At 43.3% G+C, this 22470-nt stretch carries 23 protein-coding genes; 8 read left to right on the forward strand and 15 right to left on the reverse strand.

Annotated features, from left to right (window positions below):
• The first annotated feature begins 2 nt into the window (after positions 1-2).
• The 6 genes from JKP82_RS05105 (at position 3) to galE (ending at position 5947) form a co-directional block, all read left to right on the forward strand.
• A complete protein-coding gene (locus tag JKP82_RS05105; protein WP_159529166.1) occupies positions 3-782 on the forward strand; it encodes an ABC transporter permease in 780 nt (259 codons plus the stop codon).
• Entirely contained in the window at positions 779-1453 is a 675-nt protein-coding gene (locus JKP82_RS05110; RefSeq protein ID WP_159529164.1) for an ABC transporter ATP-binding protein, read from the forward strand. The genes JKP82_RS05105 and JKP82_RS05110 overlap by 4 nt, the downstream gene beginning before the upstream one ends.
• An 11-nt stretch (positions 1454-1464) precedes the next feature.
• The gene (locus tag JKP82_RS05115; RefSeq protein ID WP_218396098.1) at positions 1465-2589 is read left to right on the forward strand and encodes a KpsE/RkpR family capsule polysaccharide export protein; all 1125 of its coding nucleotides are present in this window, start codon (positions 1465-1467) and stop codon (positions 2587-2589) included.
• 371 nt (positions 2590-2960) lie between these two features.
• Positions 2961-4481, forward strand: coding sequence for a peptide MFS transporter (locus JKP82_RS05120; RefSeq protein ID WP_218396278.1), 1521 nt, complete (start codon positions 2961-2963; stop codon positions 4479-4481).
• Between the two features lie 144 nt (positions 4482-4625).
• Entirely contained in the window at positions 4626-4928 is a 303-nt protein-coding gene (locus JKP82_RS05125) for a DUF6170 family protein (protein WP_057796321.1), read from the forward strand.
• Positions 4925-5947: a UDP-glucose 4-epimerase GalE gene (gene galE, locus JKP82_RS05130; protein ID WP_013785225.1), complete on the forward strand. Its 1023-nt coding sequence runs from the start codon at positions 4925-4927 to the stop codon at positions 5945-5947. Before JKP82_RS05125 ends, galE begins: the two co-directional genes overlap by 4 nt.
• A gap of 146 nt (positions 5948-6093) precedes the next feature.
• Here the strand turns inward: galE and JKP82_RS05135 are convergent, their stop codons facing one another.
• The 10 genes from JKP82_RS05135 to ccmA are packed head-to-tail and all read right to left on the reverse strand — an operon-like array spanning position 6094 to position 14233.
• Positions 6094-6954, reverse strand: a complete 861-nt coding sequence (locus JKP82_RS05135; protein ID WP_309475319.1) for an MlaA family lipoprotein — start codon at positions 6952-6954, stop codon at positions 6094-6096.
• Positions 6954-8252 (reverse strand): c-type cytochrome biogenesis protein CcmI, encoded by a 1299-nt coding sequence (ccmI, locus tag JKP82_RS05140; RefSeq protein ID WP_218396101.1) that lies wholly within the window; start codon positions 8250-8252, stop codon positions 6954-6956. The genes JKP82_RS05135 and ccmI overlap by 1 nt, the downstream gene beginning before the upstream one ends.
• Positions 8249-8692 carry a cytochrome c-type biogenesis protein gene (locus tag JKP82_RS05145; RefSeq protein WP_013785228.1) on the reverse strand — a complete coding sequence of 148 codons (444 nt, stop codon included), beginning with the start codon at positions 8690-8692 and terminating at the stop codon, positions 8249-8251. The genes ccmI and JKP82_RS05145 overlap by 4 nt, the downstream gene beginning before the upstream one ends.
• Positions 8689-9309, reverse strand: coding sequence for a redoxin family protein (locus tag JKP82_RS05150; RefSeq protein WP_218396103.1), 621 nt, complete (start codon positions 9307-9309; stop codon positions 8689-8691). Before JKP82_RS05150 ends, JKP82_RS05145 begins: the two co-directional genes overlap by 4 nt.
• Complete coding sequence (locus JKP82_RS05155) at positions 9306-11351, reverse strand: heme lyase CcmF/NrfE family subunit (protein ID WP_218396105.1); 2046 nt, start codon at positions 11349-11351, stop codon at positions 9306-9308. Before JKP82_RS05155 ends, JKP82_RS05150 begins: the two co-directional genes overlap by 4 nt.
• Before the next feature lie 2 nt (positions 11352-11353).
• Complete coding sequence (gene ccmE, locus JKP82_RS05160; RefSeq protein ID WP_159529150.1) at positions 11354-11914, reverse strand: cytochrome c maturation protein CcmE; 561 nt, start codon at positions 11912-11914, stop codon at positions 11354-11356.
• A gap of 36 nt (positions 11915-11950) precedes the next feature.
• Entirely contained in the window at positions 11951-12166 is a 216-nt protein-coding gene (ccmD, locus tag JKP82_RS05165; RefSeq protein WP_159529139.1) for a heme exporter protein CcmD, read from the reverse strand.
• Complete coding sequence (locus JKP82_RS05170; RefSeq protein ID WP_159529137.1) at positions 12166-12915, reverse strand: heme ABC transporter permease; 750 nt, start codon at positions 12913-12915, stop codon at positions 12166-12168. The genes ccmD and JKP82_RS05170 overlap by 1 nt, the downstream gene beginning before the upstream one ends.
• Positions 12915-13583: a heme exporter protein CcmB gene (gene ccmB / locus JKP82_RS05175; protein ID WP_159529135.1), complete on the reverse strand. Its 669-nt coding sequence runs from the start codon at positions 13581-13583 to the stop codon at positions 12915-12917. Before ccmB ends, JKP82_RS05170 begins: the two co-directional genes overlap by 1 nt.
• A complete protein-coding gene (gene ccmA / locus JKP82_RS05180) occupies positions 13580-14233 on the reverse strand; it encodes a cytochrome c biogenesis heme-transporting ATPase CcmA (protein WP_159529133.1) in 654 nt (217 codons plus the stop codon). The genes ccmB and ccmA overlap by 4 nt, the downstream gene beginning before the upstream one ends.
• 185 nt (positions 14234-14418) lie before the next feature.
• Here ccmA and JKP82_RS05185 point away from each other — a divergent pair, with 185 nt between their 5' ends.
• Positions 14419-16905, forward strand: coding sequence for a flagellar hook-length control protein FliK (locus tag JKP82_RS05185; protein WP_218396106.1), 2487 nt, complete (start codon positions 14419-14421; stop codon positions 16903-16905).
• A complete protein-coding gene (locus tag JKP82_RS05190) occupies positions 16902-17213 on the forward strand; it encodes an EscU/YscU/HrcU family type III secretion system export apparatus switch protein (protein WP_218396108.1) in 312 nt (103 codons plus the stop codon). The genes JKP82_RS05185 and JKP82_RS05190 overlap by 4 nt, the downstream gene beginning before the upstream one ends.
• 113 nt (positions 17214-17326) lie before the next feature.
• On the opposite strand, the gene JKP82_RS05195 is transcribed toward JKP82_RS05190, so the two are convergent.
• The 5 genes from JKP82_RS05195 to JKP82_RS05215 all read right to left on the reverse strand — a co-directional run bounded on the left by JKP82_RS05195 (position 17327) and on the right by JKP82_RS05215 (position 22175).
• Complete coding sequence (locus JKP82_RS05195) at positions 17327-18079, reverse strand: sulfotransferase family protein (RefSeq protein WP_159529127.1); 753 nt, start codon at positions 18077-18079, stop codon at positions 17327-17329.
• A 101-nt stretch (positions 18080-18180) separates the two neighbouring features.
• Positions 18181-19377 carry an ABC transporter permease gene (locus JKP82_RS05200; RefSeq protein WP_159529125.1) on the reverse strand — a complete coding sequence of 399 codons (1197 nt, stop codon included), beginning with the start codon at positions 19375-19377 and terminating at the stop codon, positions 18181-18183.
• Entirely contained in the window at positions 19368-20168 is an 801-nt protein-coding gene (locus tag JKP82_RS05205; protein ID WP_159529123.1) for an ABC transporter ATP-binding protein, read from the reverse strand. The genes JKP82_RS05200 and JKP82_RS05205 overlap by 10 nt, the downstream gene beginning before the upstream one ends.
• 214 nt (positions 20169-20382) lie before the next feature.
• Positions 20383-21423, reverse strand: coding sequence for a recombinase RecA (gene recA / locus JKP82_RS05210; protein WP_159529121.1), 1041 nt, complete (start codon positions 21421-21423; stop codon positions 20383-20385).
• A gap of 263 nt (positions 21424-21686) precedes the next feature.
• Positions 21687-22175, reverse strand: coding sequence for a CinA family protein (locus JKP82_RS05215; RefSeq protein WP_126872050.1), 489 nt, complete (start codon positions 22173-22175; stop codon positions 21687-21689).
• Between the last annotated feature and the right edge of the window lie 295 nt (positions 22176-22470).

Here is a 22470-nt window from a genome sequence, read left to right on the forward strand (position 1 = left end):
TTATGGTAACGTTCAAAGAACAAGTTTACGCTTGGAGAAGTGTGATTTTCGCACTTTTCCTGCGTGAGTTTCAAAGTAAGTTCAATGATAAATTTGGGCTAAGCTGGGCCTTTATAGAACCATTTATTTTCATTGCTGCCCTTTCGTTTATAAGAGGCTTGATCAGCGGCGACGATGTTCACTCTATACCATTATTCATATTTATGATGATTGGGCTCGTTGGTCTGCAAACCCTAACCACCAACCTTCAATCAGTGTCCACGTCTATTCGCCGCAATAAACCTTTGTATGCATTTAGGCAGGTTCAACCGCTTGCCGCTGTAGTGACTGCGGGCTTTGTAGAATTATCGATAAAAACCGGAGTGATTGCACTCCTTGCGTTGTCACTTTATCTTTTGGGTGATGGCTTTGAGATTCATGACCCACTGCTGTTGATCACCCTTTACATCCTACTTTGGTTATTCTCTGTTTCAATTGGTTTGGTGTTTGGTATTGCGCTTGCTTTCGTCCCTGAAGTAGACAAAATAAAATCAATGCTTACACGCCCCCTTATGTTTATTTCCTGTGTATTTTTCAGCCTTCAAGATTTGCCCGAATACCTCTGGCCGTATTTCACTTGGAATCCACTAGTCCACTTTAACGAGCTTGCTCGATATGCTTGTTTTGAGTCTTACGGACATAAAGGGGTATCGTTTAGCTTTGTGGTAGAAATTACCATTGTATTCTTATTCTTGAGTCTTTCTCTGTATCACATTACGTGGAAAAAGGTATTGTCACGATGATCAAACTAGAGAACGTGACAAAAAGCTACCCGAGTAAAATGGGGCCCCAATATATATTTAAAAATCTTAACTTTGATTTTCCAACCGAGAACAACGTAGCCATATTAGGTAAAAACGGTGCGGGTAAATCCACCCTGTTTCGCATGTTGGCAAAAAGCGAATACCCCGATAAAGGGCGCGTGCTTACTAATAAAGCGATGTCTTGGCCAGTCGCACTGCAAACAGGCGTGCATCCCCAAATGACAGGCCGTGAGAACACACGTTTCATCGGTCGTATCAATAACGTGGCGTCGTTACCGGAATACGAAGAGAAGGTTCAAGCTTTTGCTGAACTAGATAACCGTTTCGATTTACCCGTGCGGACGTACTCATCAGGTATGCGGGCTAAGTTTGTATTTGCTTGTTGTATGAATATTGACTTTGATATTTATCTTATTGACGAAGCCACTTCCGTAGGCGACCCACTTTTTAGAAAAAAAGCCAGGGCGTCACTTAAAGAAAAAAGTGAAACTGCCGGCGTTATCATGGTCAGTCATGAACTCGATCAAATTCGAGAATTCTGTACCTCTACCGTTATTATCGATGACGGAAAATTATCGTATTACGCTGATCTCGAAGAAGGCATTGACGTGTACACGCAAGATGCAGCTAACAAAAAATCGTTAAAATAGGTTTATTAAACGTGGAAAAAACTCTTACTAAGCTGAATGAACTGATGAAACAGCATAAAACGCTTTTGCTTGTGCTGCCTTGGTTTTTATATGCCTTCTATCTCATTGTATGGGCTGCACCTCAATACGAAAGCCAAAGTCAGTTAATCGTAAAATCAAGTGATGGCGGTAGCAGTTTCGACCCTTCATCTATACTTATGTCGGCAGGCATGGGGTCAAGTGGGTTTAGCAACGAGAGTCAGTTGGTAGAAGCCTATATCAAGTCTGCAGATATGATTAAGTACTTAGACGAAACCATTAACTTAAGAGAACATTACATGTCTGACGAGGCCGATTTTTTTAGCGGCTTATCAAGTTCTCATAAGCAGGAAAGCTTCTATCAGTTTTACTTAGACCACGTTGAAGTGAGTGTAGATTCAGCTTCTTCTGTTATTTCACTTCGTACCCGTGCTTTTAACCCCGAATTCGCGCAAGTTATAAATCAAGCTATTGTGGTAAAAGCGGAAGAATTTATAAACAATATCAACAATAACCTAGCCAAATCAAAGCTTACATTTGCTAAGGGTGAGCACGAGATTGTTGAGCAAAAACTTCAACAAGCTAAAACAGAAATTTTAGGCTTTCAGTCAAAATATAATGTGCTTGACCCTACCGCAGAAGGCGCAGCTTTCCAGCAAATTGCATTTTCGTTAGAAGCCACCTTGGCACAAAAGAAAGCGGAGTTGAGTACCATTTCAACCATGATGTCTGATGCTGCTCCTGAGGTGATTAACATCAAGCGAGAAATTGGTGCACTGCAGAGTGAAATTAATAAGCGCAAAGAGCAGATCAGTACCACTGATCCAGATAGCTCTGATACTGACCTTTCCGTAGGTGAACTTATGGCACAATACAGCAACCTACAGGTTCAGTTACAGTTAGCTATACAAGCATTTTCTTCTTCACTGATTACCCTTGAAAATGCCCGAGTAGAAACCTATCAGAAATTACAGCACTTGGTAACTATCGAGACGCCTACGCTGCCCGATGACAATAAGTATCCCACGGTTGTTTACAACCTAGTCTTATTTGGCGTAATACTTTTATTGCTTTATGGCATCATTCGAATTGTATTAGCTACAATTAGAGAGCTATAACGGACAATACCTTGAAACCTGATTTGTATCGTACTTCGCTGCTATATTCTTAATAGCATTCGTTGTAATACATTCGTTGTAAAAAAGAGTGCGATACAAATTTTCAAGTAAACGACAAGCAGTAGGCGATTCCCCCATATTTTTAGCGCCAGCCCGCGAAAATCATAAAGAGTAACCGAAGCGACAACGCTCAATTTTCAAACAAAACGTGCTTTTGACAGGCTTAAAAGTAGAGTTTATCGCCCAAATCTTGTGTCTTCACTCGAGCTTTAGTATAACGGCTTATCCTTTATTGGACCTATATCAAAAGAGTGTATGCATTAAGCACTCTACTATAACAACCATAATTAATATGGAATGATAACGTGACTATAAAAAAATCTAACGACACCAGCTTTTTCGGCCATCCAGGGGGCCTTCGAACGCTGTTTTTCACAGAAATGTGGGAACGCATGAGTTATTACGGTATGCGTGCCCTTCTTGTTTTATTTATGACAGCCAGCCTACAAACTCAAGGGCTTGGTTTTACGGTAGCCACCGCAGGGGCAATTTACGGCCTTTATACCGGTGCAGTTTACTTTTTAGGTTTACCAGGAGGTTGGTTATCTGACCGTCTCATTGGTGGTAAAAAAGCCGTATGGTACGGTGGTATTATCATCTTCTTAGGCCATGTAGTACTTGCTATCGACTTACAGAACTTATTTTTTGTAGGTTTAATCCTTGTAGCGACAGGTACTGGTCTATTAAAACCCAATATCTCAGCTATGGTAGGGCAGCAGTATGGCGATGAAGATGCTCGCCGAGACAGTGGTTACGCCCTTTATTATATGGGTATCAACATCGGCTCTCTTATTGCCTATTTGGTAACGGGTTATCTACAGGAAAACTGGGGCTGGGATTATGCCTTTGGTGCGGCAGCGATTGGTATGGCTATTGGTCTTATTCAATACTACTTTACCAACTCATCGCTAGCGTCAGACTCAACAGCTCCAACTAACCCTTACACGGGCAGCGCTAAGAAAACCGCGTGGACAGCCGTTATTGCAACCGTAGCCTTAGCTGTCGTTGTTATTGTTCTTGCTCACATGGGGACAATTGTTATTGACCCTCTTGCACTCGCTCAGCAAGTGGCTGTATTTTTCACTGTGGTATTTTTTGCTTATTTTGGTTTTATCTATTTCAAAGGCGCATTAAGCGACAATGAAAAAAGACGCATGTGGGCATTATTTTTAGTTTGTATTGCCTCGGCGTGTTTCTGGTCAGGCTTTGAGCAAGCCGGTTCATCTTTAAACTTGTTCGCTCAAAACTATACCGACAGAGCTTTATCCGCTGGTTCAATTTTCACGTCATGGTTCGGGCTTTCTACCATTCCAACCGTATGGTTCCAGCTTTCTAACTCGCTATTTATTATTATCCTTTCGCCTTTCTTCGCTGCGCTTTGGATTAACCTTGCTAAGCGTATGATTGACCCTTCGTATACCCTTAAGTGTGCAATTGGTCTTGTGATTATGGCAACAGGCTTCTTGGTAATGTTTATGGCCTCTCAGTACGCTGCTCAAGGTTTAAAAGTAGCCCCAATGTGGTTGGTCACTACTTACTTCTTACATACTGTTGGTGAGTTATGTTTAAGCCCCGTTGCACTTAGTGCGGTAAGTAAACTATCGCCTAAGCGTTTTGCTGGTCAAATGATGGGGGTTTTCGTTCTAACCTACTCTATCGGTAACATTATTGCCGGCCTATTGTCAGGTAATTTCGATCCTGAAAATGTAGCCGAAATGCCTAACCTTTACCTACAAATCGCGTTGTTTAGTATTGCTATCGGTATTGTGATCGCACTGCTGAGTCTCAAATCACGTTTTTGGGAAAAAGCTGGCGTTGAGTCCCAAGCCTAAGTTGATTAATAGAAAATAGGAACAGGTGATTAAATTTTGCTGAAAAGAGCTCATTAGACCAATTACGGTTTGAACCTTTCCTGCAATCACCTACAATAACCGCCGTTACACAATATGTGTCGGCGGTTTTTATTTGAGTACGCTATGAAATTTTATTTTTCCACCCGAAATATTCCTCAGCTAAAAGGTCTCCCTCTTACTGAACGCGTTAAGCGTTTAGACAGAGCAGCTTCACGAATGACCGTTCCAGAAAAAACACTCATGAACGTGCTCAAGCTACTGGTTTTCATACCCGCTTTTGTGCTTATATTACAAACCGCATCGAACTGGACATCACTGTTGTGGGCGGGACTCGTATTTCTTCTGTACCCGCTTTTAGTTAAGCCTATACAACATTCTATCTGTGCTAAATATTTGGCACCTAATTCAGACAAGGAGCATGCATGAAAACCATCTTGGTTACCGGTGGCGCAGGATACATTGGAAGTCATACTGTACTTCAACTACTCGAACAAGATTACAGCGTTGTTGTCTTGGACAACTTGGCGAACTCGAGCGCAGAGTCACTGAGACGTGTTGAGGCTATCTCAGGAAAATCCGTCACTTTCGTTCAAGGTGATATTCGCGACACTGCCGTGCTTGATGGTATATTTAGCGAGCATACGATTTATGCGGTGATCCACTTTGCGGGCCTAAAAGCCGTAGGAGAATCGGTTCAGCAGCCCCTGTCTTACTATGAAAATAACGTTTATGGCACGCTTACCCTGTGTAAATCAATGCAAAAGCACAATGTTAAGAATATTGTGTTTAGCTCCTCTGCTACAGTATATGGCGATCCTGCAGCCCTTCCATTGCGCGAGGACATGGCTACTGGACACCCAACCAACCCTTACGGCATGTCTAAGTTAATGGTAGAGCATGTGTTGGCTGATTTGTTTGTGTCAGACAGTGAATGGAACATTGTGCTACTTCGTTACTTTAATCCTGTAGGCGCACACGCATCAGGTAGCATTGGAGAAGATCCAAACGGTATACCAAACAACCTAATGCCTTATATTTCACAAGTCGCTACGGGAAAATTAGAAAAACTCAGCGTATTTGGTGACGATTATGATACCCATGATGGTACTGGTGTACGTGATTATATTCACGTAGAAGACTTGGCAAATGGGCACTTAAAAGCGATTGATAGAATTGCTTTAAATATGGGCCTTGATAAATATAACTTGGGAACTGGTCAAGGTTACTCAGTGTTAGATATGATCAAAGCGTTTGAAAAGGCATCGGGTAAAACAATCCCTTATGCTATAGCACCGCGCCGTGGAGGCGATGTAGCTGCATGTTACGCAGACCCAACTAAGGCAGCTACTGAACTTAATTGGCACGCAGAGAAAGGCTTAGAGGCCATGTGTGCAGACACATGGAATTGGCAATCACAAAACCCTCAGGGCTATCCTAAAGCTTAATCAGCCTATCGCATATTTAGTAAGATAGCTCGCAATAGTGCGCTAAGCAGGATTTGAAAAAGCCCCTCAACGAACTGTCGTTAAGGGGCTTTTTTGTTTTATTTTGCTTTGTTAGCTGTAAACTAGTAGTACCATAGAGCTATGAATTAATTACCTTCAGGGCCATCATCTTCTGGCTCTTCTTTTGAATCGTCAGCTTCAACATCCGTTTCTTCATACTCCAGCATGGCTTCGAACTCGGCAAAATCATCAAGCTGTTCTTCTTCTAACGCTTTATCACCGCTTTTGCCATCGGTAACTTTAAACGCTAGGTTTTCGAAATAAGCATTTTTCACAAACGCATAGTCGTCGACTGATTGTTCAAGTTGTTGCTCTTGGTCAATTAATGAAGCACGCCCCTCTAATAGGGAAACCAAGTACCGAGCAATAGCAAACTGCCCATCGATAATCGCCATAGGATATACCATGCCGTCAACAACACTACCCGTAAAGCTTCTAGGATCGTTAGGCCCTAACGCAGGCAGCATTAAATAGGGGCCGGTATTTACACCCCACACGCCCATAGTTTCGCCAAATTCTTCTTCTTTTTCGACTATTCCAATGTGCGAAGCAACATCAATAGTACCAAACAGACCCACAGTCGAATTAAGTACGAAACGCGCTAAGCTATCCATTCCATCATCAACTTTGCCTTGGAACATATTGTTCATAAAATTTGCCGGTTCTTGCAAGTTTTCAGCGGCATTAAGTAAACCGGTACGGGCAAACTGCGGCATCACGGTAACGTAACCAACCGTGATAGGCCTTAAAACGTAAGCATCTAATACTTCCCAGTTGAAATCCCACATCACGCGGTTCACAGGCTCGAGGGGATCTCTAGGGTCGCCAGCATCTTGAACGGATGTGTTATTTTGCTCAACTTGTTGAGACGCTTGCTGACTTGCGCACCCGCCTAACAAACTCGCTAATAAAAGCGCACTTACCGAGACCCATTTTGAAAATTTAATCACAATAATTCCTTCTCTATCATCACGTTGATGTCTTTCACGTTTTGAGGTGCCACCTCGGTAACTTGACTACCTTCCCATTCCCCAGGCGATACAGATACATCGCCATCAGCAGATACTCGAGCGGTAAGCGTAACTTTGCTGAGTGAGTCCAATGTGTATTGCGGCATCATTGCATTATCCGTATCTAATGCAATAGTGACAGGAAAATCTTGTAACGGGATCTTAACCACGGCCGCCGGCATTCTGTTTTCGGAGTTCGCATCTTGCGCAAACACAATAAGAAAGCCGGATTGTGGTAACGCTGAACGGGCTTCATCAGATACATTAACGGTAATATTAAAACCTGTTTTCGTACTAGTAGTCTTTTCATTCGCGGGCGCTTGCGTACCAGATGATTCATCTATGGGACTATTATCTTGTACAAGCACTTGCCCTTCTAGCGCTTGAAGTTCTTTCTCTCGCATGGCAAGTCGCTGACCAATATCATTACCCGCAGGCAACTTATCTTTAACTTGCCCATAATAACGGGATAGGTTTTCTAAGTCGCCTAACTGGGCAGAAACCACCGCCATCATTAGCGCTAAATTATCATTTTCTGGCGTACTGCGTAATAACCCCTTAAGCACACCTTGTGCGCGATTGAGGTTATTCACATCACCCGTAGTCATCAAAGCTTGTGCTAGCGTAATTTGGTGGGACGTATTCCCAGGCTTTATCGCAACGGCCTTATCTATGGCCTCAATGGCCTGCACTTCTTGGCCTAGGCTTGACATAAGCCGCCCCACATATAGCCAGCCCGTATCATCTTCAGGGGTTTCTCGTAGGCGTTGACGAATGGCCAATGCCAAATTAGCCACATCTTCAGGCCCTAAATCACTTCCATTGCCACTGGCTAATTGTGCGCTTAATTCTGGTAACGCTACAATAGCATCAGAGGCACGCTGCACTTGGCTAAATTGATTCACCGAAGCGTATACCACTACACCGGCAACGACGGCGACTAGACCACCAATAAGTAAAGGAAGACCTGCCTTGCCAGTACGTGTTGATTCAAAACTACTTTCATCAACCAGTGCGACTTTTAGTTCATCAACAGCCACTCGCATATCGTGCTCGGTGATTAAGCCTTCTTGCACTTCTCTTTCAAGCTCTTGCAATCGCTGCTTTACAATTTGCGTGTTGCTTAGGTTATCAGCTTTAGCGTGATTTTTTCTACGAAGCCAAGGGAATGCCAACAGCATAAGTACTAAGGTAATTAACCCTGAAACAACAATATAAAACTCAGTCCAACTCATTCTTTTTCCTGCTCAAGCAATGCATCTGCCTTAGCCAGCTTGGCTTTGATATCCTGCGGAGCCGTCGAAGATTTCCGGCGTACTACAAAAAAAAGCGCGAAAACGACAAACAACACAGGTGCAGCCCACAGCCACATGGTGGCAATGGTTACCGGTGGTTGGTAATGCACAAAATCCCCGTAACGGGCTTTCATGAAATCGATAACTTCTTGCTCAGACTTGCCTTCTTTCAACAACGCATAAACTTTACGGCGCATATCGTGGGCAATCATGGCATCACTGTCGGCAATATTCTGGTTCTGGCACATAGGGCAACGTAGTTCGGCGGTTAAACTCAAAAATTGAGCACGTTGCGCAGGCGTATCAAACGCAAAGTTATCTTCAGCGCTACAAGCAGAAAAGGCGATAAATAAAGTGATAACGAATAGTAAACGTTTCATTCGCCGACTCTCTTATAGTTCTTTGCTTCCTTTTTACCATCAGCCTCGGCCACCAACTGTTGATAAAGCGGCCCCACTTTGTTTTGCCATACACGTTCATTGATATCACCAATATGATGCATGCGAATAACCCCGTTAGCATCCAGTACGAAGTGTTCTGGGGCGCCAGTAACCCCTAAATCCAAAGACGTATCGCGATATACATCAAAAATATTAAATGCATAAGGGTTACCGTACCGCCTTAGCATACTAGTAACTTCTTGTTGTACTCGGGTGAGTGTTTTTGTCCCAAAGTCAGGGTCAAGATCTTGGTCAAAGTACAAACCCACAAACTTTACTCCTAGCTCATTTTTAAGCTGGGTTAAATACGGCATTTCTACCGCACAGGTTAAGCACCACACTCCCCATACATTCACAATAGTCACCTCACCTTTCAGTGAATCTGGCGTGTAGGTGGTATCGGGTTGCATTAAATCGGGTAATGAAAATTCAGGCAGTGGCTTGCCTTTCACTTGTGAATCTAGCTCTCGTGGGTCTGAAAACAATCCTTGGAATAAGAAAATCACCAGCATGAAAAAAAGAATCAATGGAATGACAACTAAAGGCGCCTTTTTCATTGTGTAACCTCCTGACTGCCGGCATCACTTGTATTTTTCGTATCTGCTTCAGGGGCGTGTGCCTTTCCTGTTATGCGGTTAATAGCTTCCGATACTTTTTTCACTTTGGCCATGCGATAGCGCTTATCGCTAATAGAGAAAATACCGCCAATCGCCATGACAACCGCGCCTGCCCACAACCATGCTACAAACGGTTTTATGTAAATACGAACTGCCCAGGCGCCATCATCAAGGGGCTCGCCCATGGCAATAAATAAATCCCGCGATACCGTAGAGTGAATTGCTGCTTCTGTCATTGGCATACGCTGAACTGTATACATACGCTTTTCTGGTTCTAAATGCACAACCAATTCATCCTCTCTGTTCACATCAAATACACCCACATCAGCGGTGTAATTTGGGCCTTGGAATGGCTTAACATCGGTAAAAGTAAAAGCATAACCGCCAAGCTCTACAGTTTCGCCCACTTCCATTCGCACATCCCGCTCTAACTCGTAGTTAGACACTAAAGTAATGCCGATAATACTGATGGCAAAGCCGATATGGCCTAATACCATGCCCCAATGACTTGATGTGAGCTTGCGTAGCTTTGTAAAGGTACTGGTATTACTTGGGTTAGCGTTAACACGCTGAAGCACTTCTTGCACGGTAGTAACTAAAATCCAAAACACGAGTATCATGCCCAGTACACCCATATACTGTGGAGTGTCGTAACTAAAATTGACCAAAAGCGCTGCACTTATTGCAATTCCACCAGCGACAAGCAACTGATTTTTGAGTGCACCTGCAGTCTGGTGTTTCCAGCGAGTTAAAGGACCAAGACCTAAGAACAACACAAACGGCACAATCAACAGGGTAAACATTTGATTAAAAAATGGCGCCCCCACTGAAATACTGCCTAGCCCTAGTTCTTTATGAACCAGTGGCAATAAGGTACCAAGTAACACCACTAACGTAGCGGCACACAAAAATACGTTATTACCCATGAGCAATACTTCACGAGAAAACGCTTGGTATCGACCGGGGCTCTTTAAAGCTGAAGCGCGCATGGCATATAGCAACAAACCAAAGCCACTCAACACGATAAGAATACCGAGTATGAATAGCCCACGTGTTGGGTCGCTTGCAAAAGAGTGAACGGAAACAATCACTCCTGAGCGAACTAAGAAGGTTCCCAACAAACTCAACGAAAACGCAGCAATAGCGAGTAATACCGTCCACGACTTAAAGGCTTTTCGTTTTTCCGTTACCGCCAAAGAGTGCATCAAGGCGGTTCCCACCAACCAAGGCATAAAGGATGCGTTTTCTACGGGATCCCAGAACCACCAGCCACCCCAGCCAAGCTCGTAGTAAGCCCACCAGCTACCAAGGGCGATACCTACAGTAAGAAACGCCCAGGCAGCAATGACCCACGGACGAGCCCAACGCGCCCATGTGGAATCGAGTTGACCTGAAATCAATGCAGAAATAGCAAAAGCGAATGCCACTGAGAAGCCTACATACCCCATGTATAACATTGGTGGGTGAATGATCATGCCAAAATCTTGCAGCAGCGGGTTTAAATCTCGGCCATCGACAGGGAAAAACGGCAACATGCTATTGAAGGGATTTGAGGTAAGCAGCATAAACAAATAAAAGCCAATACCAACCATACCTAAAACCGATAGCACCCTTGCAACCATGGTAAGAGGAATACCTCGGCTAAATATGGCGACTGCTACCGTCCAAATTGACAGCATTAAAACCCACAGCAAAAACGAACCTTCATGTCCGCCCCAAACTGCAGTAATTTTATAGACAAGTGGAAGCTGGCTGTTGGAATGCTGCGCCACATACTCAACGCTAAAATCGTCGGTAACAAAGGCATAGGTTAAACACAGGTAAGCAATAAGGGTGAACAAAAACAGTCCAATAGCCAAGGGCTTTGCGGTAGCCATTAACGTGTCGTGCTGACGGTGAGCCCCCCAAAGCGGGTAAACTGCAAGTAAAATAGATAATACTAAGGCGAGTGTTAACGCGATATTCCCAATCTCAGGTACCATGACTACTGGCCTCCTGGTTTAGACTTTGATCCTAGCTCTGATACCGTCTCTGACTCTAATTCTGGACTCGCTTCATACTGATAAGAAGATGAAGCATCGGTGACGGGCATATTGGCAGGTTTTTCATGTTTAATACCCTTCATTTTTTCTGCCAGCTCTGGTGGCATATATTCTTCATCATGCTTAGCCAGAACTTCTTGCGCAGTAATTTCTGTTGCCGAAGTAAGCACACCGGTAGCCACAATCCCTTGGCCTTCACGAAACAAGTCAGGCAGTATCCCCGTGTAGGTCACCGTAACGATGGGGCCCGTATCTATTAAATCAAAGGACACCGCTAAGCTTTTGCTGTCTCGACTCACACTACCAGGCACAACCATGCCGCCAATACGAAGCCGCTGACCAACATGGGGCATTTGCCCTTGCTTACCTTCAATAATTTCACTTGGCGTATAAAATAAATCGATACTGTCGTTCAATGCATAAAGCATTAAACCAATAGCGCTGACAATTAGCAGCCCAACGATGCCCACTACCGCCAAACGCTGCTTTCTTCTAGGATTCATGCAACTATCTCACTTTAAAAACTACTGACTACAACTTTACCGTGCTGATGAAGCGTGTGATTTCTCTCTCGCTTCTTTAATTCGCACCTGACGCTGTTGTTCTTTTAAAACCGATTTCAGTAACCCTTTATGTTGGTGAAAGCTTAATACTACTAGCAGTATCATTGCTCCAAAGGTCACACCAAAAGATAACCATACATAGAAGGCATAGCCTCCCATGTCTAAAAATGCTGAGAATGAATCAAACTGCATTAGCTATTCTCACTTGTTGCTTGCGCCAACTTTTGCACCCAAGGGCGATGCATTTCACGACGCACAATTTCGCTGCGTAACCTTACCGTAGTGACTGCCCCAATAAAAAAAGCAAAACCGAATAAGCTAATTAATAAAGGCCACAACATTTCAGGCGCAATGGAAGGCTGATCAAATTTGCTGATGGTGGCCCCTTGATGCAAGGTATTCCACCATTCTACGGAGTAATGAATAATAGGAATATTTACTACGCCGACTAAAGCCATCACGCCTGCTGCTTTACCGGCTTGTTGTTTATCTTCAAACGCACCGTAGAGCGCAATAACACCGATATACAAAAATAACAAAATAAGTTCTGAGGTAAGGCGTGCATCCCAAACCCACCAAGCACCCCACATAGGTTTACCCCAGGCTGCACCGGTAAATAACGCAATAAAAGTCATGACGGCACCCACTGGCGCCATGGCTATCATGCTCATATAGGCCGTTCGCCACTGCCACACCATTCCCACCAACGCGGCAATGGCCATAGCCACATAAGTGCCCATAGACAACATGGCGCTTGGCACATGAATATAGATAATACGAAACGAATCACCTTGTTGATAATCTTGAGGTGCAAATGCCAGCCCCCATACCGTACCTACGGCCAAGCATAACAATGCCCCCAACCACAACCAAGGTTGTAAGGTTACGCACAATTGGTAAGCATTTTCTGTTTTAGCGTAAGGATGTAACCACTTCCACATCAGTTTTGACTCACTTTCAAAGAATAAGCTATGGCAAACGGCGCAGCGGCAGCAGCCAATAACAGCATGGCGCCAATAATAGCAAGTTGAGGATGATAAGGTAATTGCAGTGCGGCAGAATCTACAGCAGATGTGGCAAAAATCAGTAACGGAATAAAAACGGGGATTAAAAGCAATGCTAAAAGCAGTCCACCCCGTGCTAGTCCCACCGTTAACCCCACTGCAATCGCACCAATTAGCGACAACAACGGTGTGCCAATTAACAAGGTAAGCATTAATGCTATAAACATGTCCACGCTTAGGTTTAAAAACATCGCGAGCAACGGCGACAAAATCAATAAGGGCACAAAACTCACTAGCCAATGTGCCAGTACTTTAACCGTAGCAACGGCCGGCAATGACATGCCACTTAACGTATATTGTTCTAAAGAACCATCGATAAAATCATCACGAAAAAGCCGCTCCATTCCTAACAAGGATGACAATATAGCCGCGATCCAAATAACGCCCGGGCCAATACGTTGCAGTGTTTCTGGAGAAGGGCTTACGCCCAAGGGAAATAGGGTAACCACCATCAATAAAAACATGAGGGGTTGAACCAGCTCAGCTTTTTGCTGAAACGCAATCTGCATATCACGTTTGAAGATACCGAGTAGTAAGGGATTCAAAACCGGTACTCCAAATCGACACAGCGGTGCGTACCCGCTTCAGGAGACAGCGCTTGGTGGGAAGTAGTAATAATCATGCCGCCGTCTGCCACATGCTGCTTCATTTTACGCTCAAGTAATATTACGCCTGCAGTATCAAGGGCAGTAAAAGGCTCATCTAATACCCATACCGTTGCAGTCTTAAGCCAAAGCCGACTCAGTGCCACACGACGTTGTTGTCCAGCAGATAAGAACCTGACGGGCACATCTTCAAGGCCAACTAACCCTAAGTGTTCAAGCACTTGATAAATAGTGCTATCAATATCAGAAATTTGTTTGAGAGTTTTATTTTGAATGCCGTGCTGCGCTAGCCAAAAGCGTAAATTATCAATGGCGGACAAAGCACCATTTAGTGCGCTTTTGTGGCCTAAATAAATAAGGGCTTGATAATATAATGAAGGATTGCTGCTAATGTTCACGCCGTTAAAAGTCACGTCGCCGCGTTCTGGCGAACTTAAGCCAGTAAGAATACGCAAAAGGCTGGTTTTGCCTGCACCATTCGGTCCACGCAAATATACTAATTCCCCTGCATTAAGATTAAACGAAAAATCGTCAAACAAAACACGATCGCGTTTTATGCAAGTTAGTCCAGATGCATATAAACCGGACACGCACGCTCCTTTACTATTCACTGTTCAAAACCGGCGTAGTTTATCACAGTAAGTTTCTTTCGCAGTCGCGAATTATGATTAAATATGATTTACTTCAATCACAAACGCGGTGATATGCCTCGCTTATTACCTATACTTTATACTTACCGATTAAACTCGCCGCTCACCTGGCCGATAAGCTCGTTATGACATCACAGTTAAGCGCACTGCTTTCAAACATTACTCAGGATACTTCAGGGTCGAAATCGTCGGCATCATCCGTGCTGAACAATTTATCCCAAGCTGCGGCACTCGATACCGCCGCGAAGGTAACTGTGGCGCGATTGCCTGAACAGGTACTTGCTATTCAGATTAAAGGACAGCCGGCAATACAGGTCTCACTTCCTAAAAGTGCAAATCTCCTGCCGCCACAGCGCCCTCAATTAACCTCTTTCAGTCAAGGTGGACCAACACAAGCTGCCCTTATTAGCACTGAAACAGGAATGAGTACCAGTCAAGTTACGGCGATGCAGCTTAAAACCCTTTCACTTTCTTTAGCGACAATGCTGGCTTCTATGCCGACACCACAACAGAACATGCGCATTCACGTGCAGGCAACTGTTACGCAATTAACAAGTAATCAACTGAGTCTAACGCTAGCAGATGGTCAGCAATTAAATTTATCACTAAAGCCTGACGCCGCAGCGCAATTGAGCGCCGATATCAAAAACAATGGCAAGCTGGTTTCACTCTCACTTAATCAAGTGCCTGGTGATACCGGTAAATTGACTGTTTCAGTAACCTCAGGGAAACAAGCGAACTTAGCGAGTCAAGGTACTCAATCAGCAGCATCCAATTTACTAGCCGCCCCTCTATCAGTGACCGACAGCAAAGTTACGGCGGTGCTCACCAATGCATTGCGTTCCCAAGGTGTCGCCTTCGGGCATGGAAACCCTGTTAACGGAAATGTGCCTGATGCCATCGCTAAGCTACTCCCTAATATTCAAACACAAAATACCTTACAGCAAGTATCCATGCTCAGCCTTAAGGGCAATACATTAACATCGTATACCGCGGCCAGTCAGGCAGTATTGACGTTCCCTACACCTGAAGGCGGCGCTGCCATTCCAAGGGCTTCAGATCAACTTGCCGTTAAACTCAGTGCTTTAACCGTACCATCTGGAACTAGCGCTGATGCCCAGAGAGCCCCTATCGCTGCAGACAGTAAAAGTACTAGTGAGAATGTGGATAAAAGCGTTAAAAGCGATGCCACTAATCAAACAGGAAATTCAGCACAAAAAAAATCGTTAACCCCAATCTCGATGGTACAAGACAGTAAAGGGGTTTCCATACAAGGGACTGATGTTCACAAAGCAATCATTACTTTATCTCGCGCACTGCTTAGCCAAACAGGCTCTACCCAACAGGCGCTAACACAGTTAACGGCAATACTTAATGGGACTGTGGAAGGCAGCGATAAAACCACTGCCGTATTAAGTCAAATAGCAAAGCAAATTACGGGAATAAACAGCAACGCAATACCCAGTACTAGACCGCTGTTGACACCCCAAGCACCTAGTACAACTGCCACACCTGCCTCATCTAATGTGGGCCAGGGGAGTATTGCTTCTACCAATGACAATAACGCTGCTATAAGAAATGGCGTTTCAGATATAAATACAGAGAACGCTGATATTAGCTTACGAAAAGGTATTTCTCAGCTTATCGCTTTGCTAGGAGGTTCTGGGAATAATAATCGGGGGAATGCTACTCAAGGAAGTGCTTCGCTGGGTATTAACAACATTGTGACACCTCCAAATACAAACCCTTCGAGTGATAAAAATGCAACTCAAGTAGCTGGTTCACAGGATGCAGAAAAGAGTGGTGTAGAGGCAAAACCCTCAACACTAAGCCCCCAACAAAACACACTAGCGACGCAGAACAACGCCGATGCATCTATAGCGTCGCGTCTTCATGCTTTAATCAACGCCCCCGCTATCGCGGTAACGCCGTTAACCTTAACATCTCCGATTGCCGCTTCTAATTTTGTGCAAGGTTTAGTGGCATTGTTACAACTATCTTTAGCGGGTAGAGCGCTATCGAGACAACCTTCTCTCAAAGCACAAATTGATTCACCGGAGAGTATTATTAGTAAAACGATAACTAATACGTCTGGTACATCCCCTTCTAGCAGAGTTGCGCAAGATATTGCCAACCTCGACAGTCGCACAAATTTATTGGCTAATTTAAAAACCTTATTAGCGAATCATCAACACAGTAAAGTAACTCAAGCCGAAACTCGGGTTCAGGGGCAAGATAGTTTTTTCTATGCGTTACCTTCCGTGTCTCAACATTACGCACCAGCAGAACTTTTAGTGCAAAGAGAGCCTGACCGACACCAAGGAAAAGAAGGTAAAGAAGGAGGGCGACGTTTATGGAATGTTACAATGAAATTGGAGATTGGTGATGCGGGCCAGCTCCTTGCTAAATCCAAGATAGACACCGATACCATAACTATCGACCTTTATACTTCCAATGAAATCGTACTGGCTCGGGTTGCTGATACCCTCCCTTTTTTAGAGCGGCGATTAGCTGATTTAGGGCTGAATGTTGAAAAAATGAGTTTTCAACGAGGCCATATACCTGACACACTGAATAAACGTCCACATCAAATTTTTGAGACCAGAGTATGAGCGAGAAAGCGAAGCGTGCTATTGGCCTCAAATATGATGGAGGCGACAAAAAAACAGCGCCGAAAGTAGTGGCAAAAGGCTACGGAGACCTTGCAGAAGCGATTATCGCCATGGCTGAAGAGTCAGGTATTCTTATTCATGAAGATCCGTATCTTAGCGAAGTGCTTAGTTCATTAGATTTAGGGCAGGATATTCCCGAATCTTTATATTTTGTTATCGCAGAACTGCTAGCATATTCCTATGTTCTGCAAGGCAAAATACCGCCTGATTGGGAAGGTGTGGTGAAGTATATAAATTATGAGGTATAGGCGATTATAAAGCTGTTCATCACTTTCGTTTACTTGATTTCAGACTTATTTCGCGTGAAGTCTTGGTAGCATTCAGATGAATATCGCAGTAAAAAAATTCAGCTAGAGCTTTTTTAAAAAGCTTTTAGCCCACTCACTTTCGAATAAATTTCCTTAGCCTTGTTCAACAAAGTAGGATCAAATTCCAACGCTAAGTCGTTTTGTGTTTTTATTATTTCACCAGCAGAAATATTCAATGAAGGGTCACCGTGACCAGCACTCCCAGTCTTCTTGAATTTCTTATATGAGCTGGTTAATTCAGTGCCAAGACCCAGCCAATTTCTAATTTCACTCAATGTTTCAGTGGTTGAATCAACAATATTATCAGAATCGATTATCAGAACGTCTTCATATTCTTGAGCAATTTGGTATAAGTAATTAAGTCGATTCGTGTAGTATTTAAGCATGGCATCAACATCTAGGTATCCCTTATCCCCAGTAACATCTCCCATTGCAACAATACTTTTTACCGTCGCCTCAGGTTCGCGTACTAAGATTATAATGTACACATTCTTTCTTTTTAAAATATCATGTGAAACAACAAAACTGTTATGTAGCAACTTATCGAGAAAAAAGCCTTTCGTTGTTGATTGCCCAGTGTCTTTTAGCAATTCCACATGCATTTTTATAAGCGAACTTTTTTTAGGGTAGTCATAATGAAGTTCACCATATCCACACACTTCATCATGACTGCCAAGTACATGCGACAACAGGGAAGACCGACTGCGCATATGACTCAAAATTAGAATGTAACTTTGTTTTTCTAACAATACACTCGGGTGTTTAAGAATTAACAGCGCCTTATCTATTTTACTTTTAATTGACACTAGCTTGATATCCTATCAGCAATACAATTACATCATGGTTTAAAATTCATACTGACTTAAAACACAATGAAGTTCAAGATAAGGCTAAGGCACTATAAAGTTTATCTAAAAAGTACCTTTTCTTTATTAAACCAAAATACGCAAAACGCAATGAGTGCGACGGCGATGGCGGCAGTAGAGGTAAATATGCCAAACAAGGCAAAGTAATCCATAGTGCCTTTAAATAGCTCCTTCATCGCTAATGCAACATTGGTAAGTGGCACCCAAATCCAACCACCTTCTAATTTGACCCCTGGCATCATGGCAATTAACACAGGGAAAACTACTACCATAACAAGTGCCCCCATATAACTTTGGGCTTCTTTAAATGATCGAGCATAAATAGAAAGAGACAATAAGACCGCGGCAAATATTGCCACTACCGGTATTAGCATTAAAAAGATAAGCACAAAATCAATGATGCCAATCATCGCCATCACCTCTGCTACAAATTCAATTGCCAACCCTTGAGACAAAACAATGCCCCATATGGCCATGGAAGATACGGTGATAAGTGCTGTAATTAGGCCCGCGACACCGATGGTAAAGAATTTTCCCAATACCAGTTTATAACGCTCCATCGGCGATATTAATAGTGTCTCTAGCGTACCTCGCTCTTTTTCACCCGCACCTAAGTCTGATGCTGGTGCCATAGCACCTTGTAGGCATAAAATGAAAATGAAATAAGGTAATAACCCGCCCAAGCGTTCACCCCAAACTTCACGATCATCAGCTATATTTTCTTTTTCAATGACAATAGGCGCGAGTAACGCTTGTTGCTGTGACTCATTCAGTCCTAAGTTTGCAAAGGCCGTTTTTTGAAATTCATCAGTGTAAACATCGACTATTTCAGACACTCTTCCTAAAACTTTATTTAAGCCTGCGTCATTTAAATACAATTGCAGCTTATGCTGACCAGAAGTGAGCACCTCGTTGTTAAAGGTTTCTGGGATAACTAAAACGAAGTCTAGTGTTTCATCTTTAATGAGCTTGGCATAGTCAGCGTCACCTTGGATATCCACCATCGTAAATTTGTCAGTTTCATTTGCGAATTGTTGCGACATCTCTGGCGCATATTGCTCGCCTACAATTGCATATTTCAATACTACGTTTTCGGCCTTTTCAGCGGCGGAATTCATGAAAAACATGGCTACACCGAAAATTAATGGGAAAAGCAGTAAAGGCAACACAATCATGAAAATAATAGTTTTGCGGTCGCGTAATAACTCTTTAAATTCCTTTTTAAAAATTAACCACATTGCCCTACCTCCGCTGTATTCATTTTTAAAGTGTGCAAAAAGCTTTTATGCATTTGCCCGTCAGATAGCGCACTAAAAGCGGCAAGGGAATCGTTAAATACACTTTCGCCTTGATTAATCACCGTTACACGGTCGCAAAGCATTTGAACTTCATCCAAATGATGGGTAGAAAAAATAACTGGCGTTCCTTTATCTTTAAGGCGCTGGATAAAGTCCATCACTGTTGATGTGGCCATAATATCTAAGCCTGTAGTAGGCTCATCAAGCACTACTAAGGAGGGTTCATGAATAACAGCGCGGGCAATGGCTGTTTTTTGTTTCATACCAGAAGAGAAGTTTTCTGCGCGTCTGTCTAAAAAGCTCTGCATGTCGAGTAAGTCAGCCATTTCTTCAATACGTGCAGAAATTATCGATTTAGTAATGCCGTGTAATTCGCCAAAATATGCAATATTTTCTCGCCCAGTCAGTCTGCCATATAAACCAGTTGAGCTAGACAGAAACCCTATTTTTTTACGCGCAATTATGGGGTTGGCTAGTACGTCTTCACCATCAATTACCACGGTGCCGCTATCTGGCTTAAGTGCGGTTGAAAGCATGCGTAATGTAGTGGTTTTTCCTGCTCCGTTAGGGCCAAGCAAACCAAGTACTTCTCCCTGCCCACATGAAAACGATACATCTTTCACTGATTGAAAGTAGCGCCCTTTTAATCGTGGATCCTTTTTCTCTTGCTCACTTAGCTTTTTGGGGTTCTCCACCTCAAAGCGTTTAGCAAGGCTAGATATTTCAATCATTATCCCTTCCCTTTTTTATTATTTAATATCGAATGCTTACAGTACTAGTCTTTGCCTTTCTATTTTTATTACAGCGTTACTGTTTTTTTATTTTAATTCAATCCAAGATATAGAATTAAAGTGTTAGCAAGTATGTTTTTTGAACACAAAAAAGCCCACCATTGGGTGGGCTTTTAAATAACACAAATGCGCTATTTTATAGTGAGTTTAGTAGCTACTGCTGAGCATCATCTTCTGCAGCAGGTGCTTCTTCTACTTTCACTGTTTTAGGTAAAAGTAGCTCTGCGCGAATTTGTTTTTCAATCTCATCGGCAATAGCTGGGTTTTCTTTTAAGAACTTCATTACGTTCGCTTTACCCTGACCGATACGATCACCTTTGTAGCTGTACCAAGCACCGGCCTTATCAACCAATTTCTGCTTAACACCTAAGTCGATAAGCTCAGCTTCTTTACTAATACCTTCGCCGTAGCGAATCATGAATTCAGCTTGCTTAAATGGCGGTGCTACTTTATTTTTCACTACTTTAACGCGAGTTTCGTTACCTACTACCTCATCGCCTTCTTTGACCGCACCGATACGGCGGATATCTAAACGTACTGAAGAGTAGAACTTAAGTGCGTTACCACCGGTTGTTGTTTCTGGGCTTCCGAACATTACACCAATTTTCATACGAATTTGGTTAATGAAGATACACAAGGTATTTGAACGCTTGATGTTACCGGTAAGTTTACGCAATGCTTGCGACATTAATCGCGCTTGCAAACCAACGTGTGAGTCACCCATGTCGCCTTCAATTTCCGCTTTTGGCGTAAGGGCAGCAACTGAGTCAACAATAACGACATCAACACCGCCAGAACGAACCAGCATGTCACAAATTTCAAGCGCTTGTTCACCCGTATCAGGCTGAGAAACTAAAAGCTCATCGATGTTTACACCTAGCTTCGACGCGTAAATTGGATCAAGTGCGTGCTCAGCATCTACGAAGGCACAAGTTTTACCATTCTTTTGAGCCTCTGCAATTACCTGCAAGGTAAGTGTAGTTTTACCCGAGGCTTCAGGTCCGTAAATTTCTACCACACGACCACATGGCAAACCGCCTATGCCCAAAGCGATATCAATGGTGAGTGAACCAGTAGAGATAGCCTCAATGTCCATCGCTTGGTTGTCGCCTAAACGCATAATAGCGCCTTTACCGAACTGCTTTTCAATTTGCCCAAGTGCGGCACTTAAAGCTTTAGATCTATTACTGTCCACGTCAATATCCTCTAGGATTAGCGGTTAAATTCTTTAGTTGGTGATGTCTTTGTTGAAGCTGCCTTTGCTATTTATACTAACTATCTTTACTAACAGTATTACTCATCCATACAGCTAGCATTCATTGCATCAACATTTGCTTACCGACACCTTACCAAGTGTTGCGTGCATTCTATACTGTACAAGCATACAGTTTCAACCTGAGTTTTCATTTTATTTTGCTTGTTGGGTTCTTATTAGTAGCATCTTAGATGATCGTCTGTTCAATCAGCCAACATCGCCAATAGGTGGGTAATCGCAAATTCTATTGCATGCAGACGAACAGTCTCGCGGTCTCCAGCAAAAACCTGCTTAATCGTTTCTGATTTAGCACCACAGATAAACCCAAACCAAACAGTACCCACAGGCTTTTCTTCGCTGCCGCCACCTGGGCCTGCAATACCGCTTACGGTTACCACGACATTCGCGTCGCTCTTGTGCTTAACGCCCGCCGCCATCTCTTCAACGGTCTGCATCGACACCGCACCATGCGCATTTAGAGTTTCTGGCTTTACAGCTAATTCACGTATTTTTGCGTCGTTTGAATACGTCACCCAACTTTGATTAAACCAATCCGAACTGCCAGCAATACTGGTAAAAGCGAACGCAACGCCGCCTCCGGTGCAAGATTCTGCGCTTGAAACTGTCCAGCCTTTACGGCGAAGCGCATTACCCAGCGCCGTCACCATCTCTGTTATATTGTCAGATACCATGAATGTCCTTTATCGCTATCGGCGCTATTATCAACTTCGGCCGTTGAAGCATTAATTTGAAGCATTAATTTGAAGCATTAGGCTGTGCCGATGTACTCATTGATGAGAGCCATCAATCTACTAAAGAGTTCAGGAAATGGTTGAAAATTCCATACTCGTATCAATAATACACAGCAAATACGAAAAGCGATTATTTTAGCACCCCTGCTCTTTTAATCACTCTTCTGTTAATAATTCTTCTGTTAATATAACAAATTGAGTTATCCCAAGTAGCAGCAATAAAAAAGCACGAGGC

Source organism: Alteromonas lipotrueae (assembly GCF_019249215.1).
Classification (GTDB): Bacteria; Pseudomonadota; Gammaproteobacteria; order Enterobacterales; family Alteromonadaceae; genus Alteromonas; species Alteromonas lipotrueae.

What these genes read in the sequence shown, in the direction of transcription:
- JKP82_RS05105 (WP_159529166.1), top strand. Translation starts at nt 3, where the DNA reads ATGGTAACGTTCAAAGAACAAGTTTACGCTTGGAGAAGTGTGATTTTC.
- JKP82_RS05110 (WP_159529164.1), top strand. Translation starts at nt 779, where the DNA reads ATGATCAAACTAGAGAACGTGACAAAAAGCTACCCGAGTAAAATGGGG.
- JKP82_RS05125 (WP_057796321.1), top strand. Translation starts at nt 4,626, where the DNA reads ATGAAATTTTATTTTTCCACCCGAAATATTCCTCAGCTAAAAGGTCTC.
- galE (WP_013785225.1), top strand. Translation starts at nt 4,925, where the DNA reads ATGAAAACCATCTTGGTTACCGGTGGCGCAGGATACATTGGAAGTCAT.
- ccmI (WP_218396101.1), bottom strand. Translation starts at nt 8,252, where the DNA reads ATGAGTTGGACTGAGTTTTATATTGTTGTTTCAGGGTTAATTACCTTA.
- JKP82_RS05145 (WP_013785228.1), bottom strand. Translation starts at nt 8,692, where the DNA reads ATGAAACGTTTACTATTCGTTATCACTTTATTTATCGCCTTTTCTGCT.
- JKP82_RS05150 (WP_218396103.1), bottom strand. Translation starts at nt 9,309, where the DNA reads ATGAAAAAGGCGCCTTTAGTTGTCATTCCATTGATTCTTTTTTTCATG.
- JKP82_RS05155 (WP_218396105.1), bottom strand. Translation starts at nt 11,351, where the DNA reads ATGGTACCTGAGATTGGGAATATCGCGTTAACACTCGCCTTAGTATTA.
- ccmE (WP_159529150.1), bottom strand. Translation starts at nt 11,914, where the DNA reads ATGAATCCTAGAAGAAAGCAGCGTTTGGCGGTAGTGGGCATCGTTGGG.
- ccmD (WP_159529139.1), bottom strand. Translation starts at nt 12,166, where the DNA reads ATGCAGTTTGATTCATTCTCAGCATTTTTAGACATGGGAGGCTATGCC.
- JKP82_RS05170 (WP_159529137.1), bottom strand. Translation starts at nt 12,915, where the DNA reads ATGTGGAAGTGGTTACATCCTTACGCTAAAACAGAAAATGCTTACCAA.
- JKP82_RS05185 (WP_218396106.1), top strand. Translation starts at nt 14,419, where the DNA reads ATGACATCACAGTTAAGCGCACTGCTTTCAAACATTACTCAGGATACT.
- JKP82_RS05190 (WP_218396108.1), top strand. Translation starts at nt 16,902, where the DNA reads ATGAGCGAGAAAGCGAAGCGTGCTATTGGCCTCAAATATGATGGAGGC.
- JKP82_RS05200 (WP_159529125.1), bottom strand. Translation starts at nt 19,377, where the DNA reads ATGTGGTTAATTTTTAAAAAGGAATTTAAAGAGTTATTACGCGACCGC.
- JKP82_RS05205 (WP_159529123.1), bottom strand. Translation starts at nt 20,168, where the DNA reads ATGATTGAAATATCTAGCCTTGCTAAACGCTTTGAGGTGGAGAACCCC.
- JKP82_RS05215 (WP_126872050.1), bottom strand. Translation starts at nt 22,175, where the DNA reads ATGGTATCTGACAATATAACAGAGATGGTGACGGCGCTGGGTAATGCG.